General features: G+C 72.1%; 11 protein-coding genes. 3 read left to right on the forward strand and 8 right to left on the reverse strand.

Annotated features, from left to right (window positions below; genetic code table 11):
• From N5D62_RS27720 to norR, 4 genes are all read right to left on the reverse strand, one after another.
• Positions 1–1,310: HAMP domain-containing sensor histidine kinase (locus N5D62_RS27720; RefSeq protein ID WP_279761313.1), on the reverse strand; the 1,310-nt coding region annotated here is incomplete at its 3' end.
• The gene (locus tag N5D62_RS27725) at positions 1,301–1,984 is read right to left on the reverse strand and encodes a response regulator transcription factor (RefSeq protein ID WP_279761314.1); all 684 of its coding nucleotides are present in this window, start codon (positions 1,982–1,984) and stop codon (positions 1,301–1,303) included. The genes N5D62_RS27720 and N5D62_RS27725, both read right to left, overlap by 10 nt.
• Before the next feature lie 559 nt (positions 1,985–2,543).
• A complete protein-coding gene (locus N5D62_RS27730; protein WP_279761315.1) occupies positions 2,544–3,713 on the reverse strand; it encodes a PAS domain-containing sensor histidine kinase in 1,170 nt (389 codons plus the stop codon).
• A gap of 4 nt (positions 3,714–3,717) precedes the next feature.
• On the reverse strand, positions 3,718–5,265 hold the full coding sequence (gene norR / locus N5D62_RS27735; protein ID WP_279761316.1) for a nitric oxide reductase transcriptional regulator NorR: 1,548 nt from the start codon (positions 5,263–5,265) through the stop codon (positions 3,718–3,720).
• Positions 5,266–5,447: 182 nt separating this feature from the next.
• Between norR and hmpA the strand changes: the two genes are divergently transcribed.
• Both hmpA and N5D62_RS27745 read left to right on the forward strand, forming a co-directional pair.
• Positions 5,448–6,635, forward strand: coding sequence for an NO-inducible flavohemoprotein (gene hmpA, locus N5D62_RS27740; RefSeq protein WP_279761317.1), 1,188 nt, complete (start codon positions 5,448–5,450; stop codon positions 6,633–6,635).
• A 146-nt stretch (positions 6,636–6,781) separates the two neighbouring features.
• Positions 6,782–7,615: an enoyl-CoA hydratase-related protein gene (locus N5D62_RS27745; protein WP_279761318.1), complete on the forward strand. Its 834-nt coding sequence runs from the start codon at positions 6,782–6,784 to the stop codon at positions 7,613–7,615.
• Between the two features lie 217 nt (positions 7,616–7,832).
• Here the strand turns inward: N5D62_RS27745 and N5D62_RS27750 are convergent, their stop codons facing one another.
• From N5D62_RS27750 to N5D62_RS27765, 4 genes are all read right to left on the reverse strand, one after another.
• Positions 7,833–8,108: an HU family DNA-binding protein gene (locus N5D62_RS27750; RefSeq protein WP_279761319.1), complete on the reverse strand. Its 276-nt coding sequence runs from the start codon at positions 8,106–8,108 to the stop codon at positions 7,833–7,835.
• A gap of 281 nt (positions 8,109–8,389) precedes the next feature.
• A complete protein-coding gene (locus N5D62_RS27755; RefSeq protein WP_279761320.1) occupies positions 8,390–9,868 on the reverse strand; it encodes a PA domain-containing protein in 1,479 nt (492 codons plus the stop codon).
• A gap of 6 nt (positions 9,869–9,874) precedes the next feature.
• Positions 9,875–10,336: a hypothetical protein gene (locus N5D62_RS27760; protein WP_279761321.1), complete on the reverse strand. Its 462-nt coding sequence runs from the start codon at positions 10,334–10,336 to the stop codon at positions 9,875–9,877.
• Positions 10,337–10,389: 53 nt separating this feature from the next.
• Positions 10,390–11,031, reverse strand: coding sequence for a choice-of-anchor J domain-containing protein (locus tag N5D62_RS27765; protein ID WP_279761322.1), 642 nt, complete (start codon positions 11,029–11,031; stop codon positions 10,390–10,392).
• A 575-nt stretch (positions 11,032–11,606) separates the two neighbouring features.
• Here N5D62_RS27765 and N5D62_RS27770 point away from each other — a divergent pair.
• A partial coding sequence (locus N5D62_RS27770) for an alpha/beta hydrolase (RefSeq protein ID WP_279761323.1) occupies positions 11,607–12,342 on the forward strand: 736 nt, incomplete at its 3' end.

Consider the following 12,342-nt stretch of genomic DNA (forward strand, 5'->3'; position numbering starts at 1 on the left):
GCCTCGCTGCGGTCGACGGTGACGTGGCCGCCGTGCAGCTTGACGATCTCGTCGACCAGGTGCAGTCCGAGGCCATGGCCGGAGCCCGACGAGTCGCCGCGCACGAAGGGCCGGAAGATCTCGCGCCGCGCCGGCGCCGCGATGCCGTCGCCCTCGTCGGACACCTCCAGCACGCCGTGAGACCCATCGCGGCGCACGGTGACGATCACCGCGCCGGGACTGCCGCCGTGCACCAGCGCGTTCTGCACCAGGTTGGCCAGCACCCGGCCGAGGGCGGTGGCCTGGCCGGTGACCTCGACCGCCCGGTCCGGCGCCTCGACCACCAGGTCGTTGCCGCGGCCCAGTGCCAGCGGCGCCATCTCGGAGACCACCTCGCGCGCCAGCTCGCACAGGTCGACCGTGCCCATCGCCTCGGACAGGCCGCGCAGGCGCTGCAGGTCCAGCAGCTGTTCCGCCAGCGTCGTCAGCCGGCTCAGGTCGGTGAGCAGCGTCGCCTTGACCGGATGGGCGGGCAGCTCCTCCACGCGCGCCATCAGCACCGCGATCGGGATGCGGATCTCGTGCGCGGCGTCGCGCAGGAAACGGTCGCGGTCCTGATGCTCGGCCTTGATGCGGTCCAGCGCGCCGTTGAACGCGCGGATCAGCGGACGGATCTCGCGCGGGACGGCGTCCTCGGGCAGGTGGGCGGTGCGCTCGCTGAGCTCCAGCGCGGCGGCCTGGCGGACCACGTGCTGCAGGCCGCGCGTGGCACGCCAGATCGCCCAGGCGATCGCCGCCGAGGACAGCGCGATCAGCGGCAGCGCGAACCACGAGGTGAAGAACAGCGCCAGCAGCCCGGCGGTGCGCTGCAGCGTGCCCGGCTTGCCGCCGCCGGTGAGCAGCAGCAGCTTGCCGCCGGTGATCGTCAGCGCGTCCACCCGCATCGACAGCTCCGGGTGGCTCATCGGCCCGATCAGCTCGGCCGGGACGAAGGCCGGCAATCCCTGCACGACACCCGCCAGCACCTCGGGCGGCTGGCCGAAGCTCAACTGCCGGCCCGCCGGGTCCCGCGCGATCCACCACAGCCGGGCGTGCTCGGCGGCCACCGCGTCGATCCGGGCCTGGTCGGTCACGATCGGGCCGTCGGGCCCGAGGGCCAGCGAGGCCTCCAGCTCGTTGGCGATCGACTTGTTGACGTAGCCGGTCGACCGGTCGGCGACCCAATAGACCAGGGCGGCGCCGCCGACCACCGTGGCCAGGGCCTGCGCGATCGTCAGCGAGACCAGCAGCCGGAGCGTGAGGGACGGGCCCTTGGCGCGCTTCAGACGCATCGCTTCTCCTTGAGCAGGTAACCCACGCCCCGCACGACGGCGATCTCGACCTCGGCCTCGGCCACTTCGAGCAGCTTGCGCAGCTTGGAGATGTGCGCATCCAGCGCGTTGGATTGGATCTCGTCGTCCAGGCCGTAGACCGCCTCGCGCAGCGCCTCGCGGCGCACGGTGCGGCCCTGGCGGTAGACCAGCGCTTCGAGGATCAGCAACTGGCGGCGCTGCAGCCGCAGCGGCTCGCCACCGCCGACGCGCGCTTCCTGGGTGGAGAAGTCGAAGCTGAGGCGTCCGATGCGGGCCTCGGACAGCGCGAGCGCGGCCGGCCGGCGGGCGACGGCGCGCAGCCGGGCCAGCAGCTCGTCGATCGCGACCGGTTTGGTGACGTAGTCGTCGGCGCCGCCGTTGAGGCCCTCGACCCGGTCCGGCAGCTCGCCGCGCGCGGTCAGCACGATGATCGGAAGCGCCTGCGCGATGCCCCGGGCGGTCGCGATGAAACCGAGCCCGTCGCCGTCCGGCAGCGAGCGGTCGAGCAGCAGCACGTCGTGCACGCCCAGGCGCAGCGCGGCATCGGCTATCGCGATCGAATGGACCGTGTCGACGATCAGGCCGTGGCGCTCGAGCGCTGTTTTCAACGCCTGGGCCAGGGGCAGGTCGTCCTCGACAAGCAAGACGCGCATGGTGCTCGGAAGGGAGGGAGAGGGAAGAAGACGAGGGCGGGCCCGCGATGCTAGCGACCCGCGCGTGCGTCGCGGCAGGAACCGCGCGGCCGGCAGGGAGGCAATGTTCGGGCAATCCCGGTCGCGGAGCATGGCAGGGTTGTCACCACTGCCGGCGCCGGCGTCCACGCCGGGCTGGTGCCTTCCTGCCGGATGAATCCGAAAGCGCCGCCGTCCTCACCGCCCTGGTCTTCACCGCCGCCGGCTCCGTCCTGCCTGGGGCTGGTCATCGCCGTGCTCAGCGCGGCCCTGGCCTTCGCCGTGGCCTCTTTCGGCGAGCGCGGCGCGGAACGGGACGCGGTGGCGCTGGGCGCCGATGGCGCGCCGGGGGAGCAGGTGGCCGCGCTGGCGGCGAGGCAGGCCGGGGCGCCCCTGACCGCGGCGCGGTCGACGACGCCGGCCCGGACGTCGACGCGCGAGGACTGCCGCTGCCGGTGGTCGCGGCCGCTGGCCTGCCGCCGCGTGTGCGACCGGCCGGTCGTTGGTACGCTCGGGGCCCTCACTCCGTCGCGCCCCGCGGTCAGGCCTCGCCGTCCGTCGCCTTGAGCGGCAAGCGCACCGTCACCACGGTCCCCTGCCCCGTCCCCGCGCTGCTCGCGCCGGCCTGGCCGCCATGCAGCTCCGCGATGCTGCGCACCAGCGCCAGTCCGAGCCCCAGTCCCCCGTGCCCGCTGCCGCCGCGCGCATGTTCCGCGCCCTGCGAGAACGGCTCGAACGCGTGCTCGAGCGTCTCCGCGCTCATGCCGATGCCGTTGTCGCTCACGGTGAGCACCGCCTCGTCGCCGTCGCGCCGCAGCGAGACGTCGATGCGCCCGCCCGCGGGCGTGAACTTGATGGCGTTGCTCAGCAGGTTGGACACCAACTGGATCAGCCGCGTCCGGTCGCCCTCGAGCCGCAGCGGCTCGCCCGCGAGCGCCGCGTGCAGCTGATGCCCGCGCGCGTCGGCGACCGGTCGCATGCCTTCGACGGCGTCGTGCACCATCGCGCCGAGCTCCAGCGGCGCCACCGTCAGCCGCACCTTGCCGGTCGTCACGCGGCTGACGTCGAGCAGGTCCTCCACCAGCCGGTTGATCTGCCGCACCTGCTTGTTGGCGACCTCCACGCACCACTGACCGCGCGCGGTCAGCGTCTCGCGCCCGAGCAGCGCCAGCACGTTCATGATCGGCGCGAGCGGGTTGCGGATCTCGTGCGACAGCATCGCGATGAACTCGGTCATCCGGCGGCTTTCCTCGACCAGCTCGGCCATGCGCAGCTGCTCGCGCTCCCGCTCCATGCGGGCCGTCAGGTCGCGGGTGACCTTGGCGTACCCGAGCAAGGTGCCGTCCGGATGGAACAGCGCCGTGATCACGACGTTGGCCCAGAAGGTCGTGCCGTCCTTGCGCACCCGCCAGCCCTCGTCCTCGAACCGGCCGTCGCGCCGCGCGAGTTGCAGCTCCTCGTCCGGCCAGGCGGACTCGATGTCCGGCGCGGTATAGAAGATCGAGAAGTGCCGGCCGATGACCTCGTCGGCCTCGTAGCCCTTGATGCGCTGCGCGCCCGCGTTCCAGGTCGCGATGCGACCGGCCGGCGTCAGCAGGAAGATCGCGTAATCGAGCACGCCCTCGACCAGGCGGCGGTAGACCGCATCGCCCGCCAGGCGCAGGCGTTGCACGTCGTCGTCCTCGATGCCCAACTTGTTGTCTCCTGTCACGCGGTCACGCCTTGACGCCGAGCCGCTTCGCCAGCCGCAGGAAATTGCTGCGGTCCATGCCGGCCTCGCGCGCCGCCGCCGCCATCGCGCCGCCGTGTCGGCGCAGCGCCTGTTCGATCCACTGGCGCTGGAAGCGCTCGGTGGCCTCTCGCAGGCCGAGGCCGGTAGAAAACTCCGGCGCCAGGTCGAGGGGCATTTTCGATGCCCCGTCCAGGCTGTCCACACCGGCGAGTTCGGCACCGGGACCTGGCGGCGCCACGGAGGCGGTCGCGGCCAGCCCCAGATGCTCCGGCTCGATCGCGATCCAGCGCCCGCCCCGTCCGGCCGCCGCCAGCGCCCGCAGCGCCGCGCGGCTGATCAAGTGTTCCAGTTCCCGCACGTTGCCCGGCCAGTCATGGGCGAGCAACGCCCCCGAGGCCGCCGGCGACAGCCGCAGGTTGCGCGCGCCGAGGCGGTGCTGGTTCTCCTCGAGAAACCCGCCGGCCAGCGCCAGCACGTCCCGGCCGCGCTCGCGCAACGGCGGCACCCGCAGCGGGAACACCGACAGCCGGTGATAGAGGTCGGCCCGGAAACGGCCGCGCGCGACCTCCTCGCGCAGGTCGCGGTTGGTCGCCGCCAGCACCCGCACGTCGACCCGCTGCACGCGGTCGCTGCCGGGCCGCTGCACGTCGCCGCTCTGCAGCACGCGCAGCAGCTTGGCCTGCACCGGCAAGGGCAGCTCGCCGACCTCGTCCAGCAGCAGCGTGCCGCCGTCAGCGAGCTCGAACTTGCCGGCGCGGTCCGCGATCGCGCCGGTGAAGGCGCCGCGCTTGTGGCCGAAGAGCTCGCTGTCGGCCAGCGTCTCCGGCAATGCCGCGCAGTTGATCTGCACCAGCGGCCGGTCGCTCCGCGCCGAGCGCGCATGCAGCCGCTCCGCGACGAGTTCCTTGCCGACGCCGGTCTCGCCCAGGATCAGCACCGTCAGGTCGGCCCCGGCGACGGTGTCGATCTCCTGGCGCAGCCGGACCATCGCGGCGCTGCGGCCCAGCAGTTCGCGGGGCCCGCCGCCGCGAGCCGCGCGCGCCAGCGCCTGTTCCCGCTCGGCCTGCCGGGTCATCTCGACGATGGTCAGTTCGGCCGCGATGCCGGTCTCGAGCATCCGAACGACCGCGTCCAGCCGCGTCGCATCGACGCCGTCGAAGGCCCGCGGGTCCATCGCATCCAGCGTCACCAGGCCCCAGATCCGGCCGTCGACACGCAGCGGCGCGCCCATGCAGTCATGCACCGCCTCGAGTTCCTGCTGGTGCTCGAGCAGCCCGTCGTACGGGTCCGGCAGGCCGGCGTCGGCGGGAAAACGCAGCCCCCGGCCGCTGTCCAGCAGCCGCGCCAGCCGCGGATGCGCGTCGACCGGGAAACGGCGCCCGAGCGCCTCGTCCGCCAGCCCGTCCACCGCCACCGGTTGCAGCACCGGCGCGCCCTCCTCCGGGACAAGCCGCAGCAGCGCGGCGGCGTCGCAGCGCACCAGGCCGCGCACGGCGGCCAGCAACTGGCGATAGCGGGATTCGGTTGTCACTTCGACCTTCTGGTTGTCATTCGGACACCTCGACATCTTCGGTCATTTAGACAACAAACGACAACACCGATGCCACGAAGCCTTTCAGATCAAAGGGTTGCGTCGAGTGGAATGCGGAAGGCGCGCTGGCACGGATCGTGATTGATCCCGGTCATCCCAACAAGACCGGAGTTCCCCACCTCATGTTTTCGCCTCAGACCATTGCCCTGATCCAGGCCACCGTGCCGCTGCTGAAGTCGCGCGGCGAGGACATCACGCGTCATTTCTACCGCGTGATGCTGTCCGAGCACCCCGAGCTGAAGGCCTTCTTCAACGAGGCCCACCAGGCCGAGGGCACGCAGGCCCGCGCGCTGGCCGGCGCGGTGCTGGCCTACGCCAGCCACATCGACCGCGTGCATGAACTCGCCCCCGCCCTGCCCCGCATCATCCAGAAGCACGTGGCGCTGGGCGTGCAGCCCGCGCACTACCCGATCGTCGGCCAGTGCCTGCTGCGCGCGATCCGCGAGGTGCTCGGCGCGGACGTCGCCACCGACGAGATCATCGCCGCCTGGGCCGAGGCCTACGGCGCGCTGGCGCAGCTGCTGATCGACGCCGAGGAGCAGGTCTACGCCGCCAATGCCGCGCTGCCGGGCGGCTGGCGCGGCACGCGCGCGATGGTCGTCGCGCGCAAGGAACGCGAGAGCGAGCTGATCACCTCCTTCTACCTGGAGCCGGCGGACGGCCAGCCGCTGCCGCCGTTCCAGCCCGGGCAATACCTGACCCTGGTGCTGGACATCGACGGACGGACGGTGCGGCGCAACTACTCGCTGTCGGACGCACCGGGCAAGGCCTGGTATCGCGTCAGCATCAAGCGCGAGGACGGCGGACTGGTCTCGGGCTGGATGCACGACCGCGTCCAGGTCGGCGCGACCATCGAGATCCAGGCGCCGGCCGGCGAGTTCACGCTGGACGCCGACGCGACCCGGCCGCTGGTGCTGGTCACCGGCGGCGTCGGCATCACGCCGGCGATGTCGATGCTGGAGTCCGCCGCCGCCAGCGGCCGGCCGATCCGCTTCATCCACGCGGCCCGGCACGGCGGCGTGCACGCGTTCCGCGAGCGGGTCGACCTGCTGGCTGCGGCGCACGGGAACGTCGAGGCAATGTACGTCTACGACGCGCCCCGGGTGGAGGACCAGCCGCATGAGGTCGGTTTCCTCACCGACGCGCTGCTGGCGCGGCACCTGCCCGAGGACCGCGACGTGGACCTCTACCTGCTCGGCCCCAAGCCCTTCATGCAGGCGGTCTACCGCGCGGGCCGCTCGCTGGGCGTGCCGGCGGCGCAACTGCGCTACGAGTTCTTCGGCCCCGCCGAGGAACTGGTCGGCGCCTGATCGCCGCGGGCCCCGGACCCGCGCGGCGCGCCGGGGTCGGGAGCGCTCTCCAATCGGCACCGGGCGTCGCCTCGACGACGCGGCGCCCGGCGGTCTCCCGCTAGCATCGTCCGTTCCCCCTGCACGACGACAACAAGGAGACCCGCATGGATTGCCTGACCCTGAGCGAAGAGGCCGGCGTCGGCCACCTGGTGCTGAACCGGCCCGAGGCGATGAACACGATGTCGCCGCAGCTGTGGCGCGAGCTCGAGGCGGTGCTCGAGCAACTGCATCGCAGCCCGACGCTGCGGGCGCTGGTCATCTCGTCCACCGGCAAGCACTTCTCGGCGGGCATGTCGCTGGACGTGTTCCAGAACGGCGGCATCCAGCTTGACGACCGCAGCGCCGAAGGCCGCGCCGCCATCGTCGACCTGCTGGCCGACATGCAGCGCGCGTTCAACCAGCTCGACGACCTGCGCGTGCCCACCATCGCCGCCATCCACGGCGGCTGCATCGGCGGCGCGGTCGACCTGGTCGCGGCCTGCGACATCCGCTACGCGGAGACCGGCGCGTTCTTCTGCATCCAGGAAATCAACATCGGCATGGTGGCCGACCTCGGCACGCTGCAGCGGCTGCCCAAGCTGGTGCCGCTGGGCGTGGTCAAGGAACTGGCCTACACCGGACGACGCATGCCGGCGGCGCGGGCGCAGGCGGTGGGATTGGTCAACGACGTCTTCGCGACGCAGGCCGACTGCGTCGAGGCGGCGCTGCAGTGCGCGCGGGAGATCGCGCAGAAACCGCCGGTGGCCGTGTGGGGCAGCAAGCAGGCGATCCACTACGCGCGCGACCACGGCGTCAAGGACAGCCTCCAGCAGATGGGCTGGCTGCAGGCGGCGATCTGGCAGAACAAGAACCTGATGGAAGCGTTCTCGGCGGCCCAGGCGAAACGGCCCACGGCGTTTCCGGACCTGGCGGCGCTCAAGTTCTTCCGGGAAGGCTAGAAGACCCGACTTCGGCTGGCCAGGCGCGGGCTCTTCACGACGCGGGGGGCGTCCCTCCGGGAACCCCCCGCATCATTCCGGCCCCACCCCCATCGAGGACCCCGGGCCTTGGCGTGTGCGGGCGCCTTGGCGTGTGCGGGCCTTGGCGCGCGGAAACGACGACGCCCGCGCTGCGTGAGCAGGCGCGGGCGTCGTGCCGTGAACGAAGCCGGGAGGCTTACTTGTTCACCGCGTCCTTCAGCGCCTTGCCGGCGGTGAACTTCGCGACCTTGGAGGCCGGGATGTCCAGCGCTTCGCCGGTGGCGGGGTTCTTGCCGGTGCGGGCGGCGCGCTCGCTCACCTTGAAGGTGCCGAAGCCCACCAGGGCGATCTGGTCGCCAGCGGCCAGCGCTTCGGTGATGGTTTCCAGGGTCGCGTCCAGGGCCGTCGCGGCCACGGCGCGGGTCACGCCCGCCTTGTTGGCGATGCCTTCGATCAGTTCACTCTTGTTCATCAATGCTTCCAGTAAAAAACCAGGATCCGGCTAGCCGGGGGCCGCGATTATCAGCCAGACCTGAGCACCCGCCTGTTTGAAGACGCAACCACCCCGCCCCCACGCCCCGCCGAGCGTCCGGATGGCGGATTTCATCGCCCATTCGAGCGACATCCGCCCGCCGTCGGTGCGCTGCCGCACAAAAGAAAAAGCCCGGGGCTCGCGCACCGGGCTTCATGGGGATCGACGTCAACCGGCCGTCAGGCATTCGCCGTCGGGCCGGTCCGGCGCCGGACCGGGGCTTACCAGCCCAGGTCCTTCAGCAGCGACTTGGTCAGGTCCTTCGGCGGCACCAGCACCAGGCCCAGGTCCGGGCTGATGTTGGGTTCCATCAGCAGGTTGGGCGTGGCCGAGACGTCCCAGTGCGAGACCGACGAGCCGCCCACCAGCGGATTGGGCGTGTACAGCAGCGGCCGGCCGAGCGCGTCGGCGCCCGCGCGGCGCGACGGGTCGGTCGCCAGCGAGCCGGTCGCGTAACCCACCTTGCCGCGCATGCCGTAGGGCACCGAGGCGACGATGGCCGCGCGCAGCTTGACGCCGTCCGCCTGCGAGACGCTGACCGTCGGGATCACCACCGTCGGGTCGGTGCCGCCCAGGCCGGGGGCCGAGCCGGCGGCGTTGTTGGCGATGATCACGCCGACCGCGCCCGCGTTCTGCGCGTTCTTGGCCTTGACCGCGAAACCGCAGGTGCCGCGGTCGATCACCGCCACCTTGCCCGCCACCGCGGTCGTGTCCGCCGGGCTGAACGGCAGGCAGCCCATGCCGTTGACCGGATCGGGCGAGACCGTGGCCAGCGCGCCCAGCGCCAGGCCGGTGTTCACCGCCGGGCCGAAGGACGCGGTGCCGTAGGCATACAGGCCGCTCTGGTTGGGCGCCGAGCTCGCGATCTTGAGCACCGGCGTGGCCGACAGCATGCCGGCGCCAGCCAGCACGTTGGGACCGGTCCAGGCCAGGCCCAGCGGGTTCACCGCGGAGGCCTTGCGCTCGGCGCTGGTCATGGTCAGCCAGGTCTTGCCGGCCGTGTTGTCGTACATGAACCGTTCCCAGATGCTGGGCAGTCCGTCGTCGGTGTAGGCGGTGCCGGCGCGGTTGATCCGCTTGCCGGTGGAGGTCTGCACCGACAGCACGCTGAAGCCCAGGCCGTGGCCCAGTTCATGCAGCAGCGTCTCGACGAAGTTCACGCCGTTGCCGAAGTTGCCGTCCACGCCCAGGTAGAACGGCGAACCGTCCAGGCAGCCGGTGTTGCCCAGGTTGATGTTGAACTGGGTCTTGATGTCGACGTTGGCGTAGCCGCTCGGGTCGGGCTGGCCCTCGCTGAGGTTGACGCCCGCCAGCTTGTTGGCCAGCGCCTGCGGGTACCAGGTGTCGGGCTCGCCGCCGGCGAAGCCGTACCAGAAGTTGTAGGCCGAGGCGCTGCCCAGCGTGGCGCCGGTCGGCGTGCAGGCCAGCGGCTCCCAGCCGGCGCTGACGGTGATGGTGACGTTGCTGTCCAGCGCCTTTTCCCACACGTCGGCGACGTAGCGGTAGACGAACATGCGCTGCGCGCCCAGCGTGGTGCCGGGGTTGCCGCCCACGGGCGCCACCGGCGTCGTGTCGTTGAAGCCCACGCCGGCGGGATCGCGGCTCTGGATGACGATGGTGGCGGCCTGCGCCACGCCGGCGCCGCACAGCGCCGCCAGCAGGGCCGCGCGCACGGCGGTCTGTTTGAAGGTCTTGGTCATGGCGGCTTACTCCGTGGGCAGGGCCGACTTGGCCGGGGCGGCGGTGGCACCGCTCTTCATGAAGGCCTCGGCCTCCTCCTTGCTGGCGAAGCAGGCTTCGATCAGCTTGCCGTCGGGACCGCGCACGATGACGGACTGGCTGGCCATCTCGTCGGTGGCGCGGATGCCGGTGGCGCCGCTGGTGTGCCGCTTGAGCTGCGGCGACAGGGCGACGGCGCGCAGCGCGACACGCGCCTGCGCCGCGGGCACGCGCGCCTGCAGCGCGGCGTGCTCCTCGGCGGTGGCGGGACGCAGCTTGCCGGTGTCGGCGTCGCGCACGACGACGAGCGATTCGGCCGGAGCGGCGGCGGGGGCCGTCGCGGTGGCGGGCGCGGTGGGCGCCGTGGACGCGGGAGCGGCTTCGTGAGCCTGCGCGGCCAGCGGCAGGGCCGCGGCGATCGCCAGGCCCAGGGACATGCGGGTGATCATGGTCGTTGTCCTTGCGGAGATGACTCGGATGACGGGAACGGGGCGGCGCGCGCTCAGCGCTGCGCGCGGCGGCGGCGGGCGGCCATCAGGCCCAGCAGGCTGACGCCGGCCAGCGCCCAGGTCGAGGGCTCCGGCACCTGCGCCACGCGCAGGTCGTCCAGGCCGACGACGTTGGACGTGTCGGGGTTGCCGACATGGCCCAGCGCGAAGCGCGCCGAGGCGCCCGCGCCCTGCGCGTCGATCTTGAAGGTGTAGCGCGTCCAGTCGTCCAGGACGGTCACGGTCGAGGCGCTCAGCAGGCTGGACAGGTCGCCGGCGGCGTTGACCAGGCCGTAGGTCAGCTGGTCGAAGTAGCCGTCGACCGCGCCGCCGCGGGCCCAGAACGAGACCTCGGTGTCGAACTCGGTCGAGAAGGCCGAGGTGAGCAGCCAGCTCGACAGCGCGCCGGTGGCCGTGTCGGACCACAGCGACGACGCGTACGACTCCGGCAGGCCCGAACGGGCGCCGAAGTTGGTCTGGTCGCCCTGGACCCAGGGCTGGGTCGCGCCGGGGCCGTTGGGATTGAGCACCTTCCAGCCCTGGCTGGTCAGCGCCGGGACGTTGGCGAAGCCCTCGTCGATGAACGTGTATTGCTCGGCATGCGCCGAAGCCAGGGCACCGACGAGCGCGGCGGCCAGGCAGGCTTTCTTGAACATTGCGGGTCCTTCTTCTTGCGATGTCGGTGGGATGACCACCGGGACAGGATCGGCCGCGCGCCGGGATGCGGCGCGCGGCCGTGACAGCTGACGGTCGGGGGAGGTCGGCCTTCGAGCGTGTCGATTCTGTGACGCAGGTCACGGTCCGCAGGAGTCGTCCAATCCCTGCTCCCCCTCGGACCCGGGGGGGGTGTCGCGCCTGTCGGGGCCAGGTATTGCCCGTCCGCGGAGCGCGCCTTCCGTGCGCAAACCGCGCGCAAACGCGCCGTTGCTGGCGATGCGTGGACCGCCGTGTGCCAGACGGGCGCGCCCGGCGCGGGCGGCGGTGTTGCGCCCTCGGTGCAAATCCGGATGGGCAAACCCTTGCCTTGTCCCCTGCCTTGTCCCTGCCCTGTCCCTGGTGTGCCCCTGGCGTCTCCCCTGTCGATCCCTCGCCAGGAGGACCGGCGCCTCGGACATTCGTCCGATACCGGCATCGGCCCCGAATCGCGACAGTAGAGCCCTGTCGAGACACCCCTCGGCAAGCGCCGCCGGCCCTCCCGGCGGCGCGGCCCCCAACCTCTCTGGAGCCCACCATGACCTTCACCCGCCGTCTCCTCGTCGCCGCCGCCGCGGCTTCCGCCCTGGCCGCTTCCGCGGGCTTCTCCGGCGCCGCGCTGGCCGCGACGCCCGCCGCCGGCCAGCCGTCCGTCGTCATCGTCCACGGCGCCTTCGCCGACGGCTCCGACTTCGCCAAGGTCGTGCCGCTGCTGCAGCGCGAAGGCGTGCAGGTGACCGTGGTGCAGAACCCGCTGAGCTCGCTGGCCGACGACGTCGCCGCCGCGCGCCGCGCCATCGACGCGCAGCCGGGCAAGGTCGTGCTGGTCGGCCACTCCTGGGGTGGCACGGTGATCACCGAGGCCGGCAACTCGCCCAAGGTCGCGTCGCTGGTCTACGTCGCGGCCTTCGCGCCGGACGCCGGCCAGAACACCGCCGAGCAGGGCAAGGGCTTCCCGACGCCGTCCGGCTCCGCCCACTTCAAGGCCGACGCGCAAGGCTGGCTCAGCCTGACCGAGGAAGGCATGCGCCATCACTTCGCCCAGGACCTGCCCGCCGCGACCACCGCGGTGATGACCGCCACGCAAGGCCCGATCCAGGCCAAGGCCTTCGAGGACACCGTGACCGTGCCGGCCTGGAAGGCCAAGCCGTCGTGGTACCTGCTGGCGACGTCCGACCACATGATCGCCCCCGAGGCGCAGGCCGCGATGGCCAAGCGCGCCAACGCCACGGTGACCCGCGTCGACAGCAGCCACGTGCCGCAGCAGTCGAAGC

It is taken from the genome of Mitsuaria sp. GD03876 (genome assembly GCF_029840635.1).
Classification (GTDB): Bacteria; Pseudomonadota; Gammaproteobacteria; order Burkholderiales; family Burkholderiaceae_C; genus Roseateles.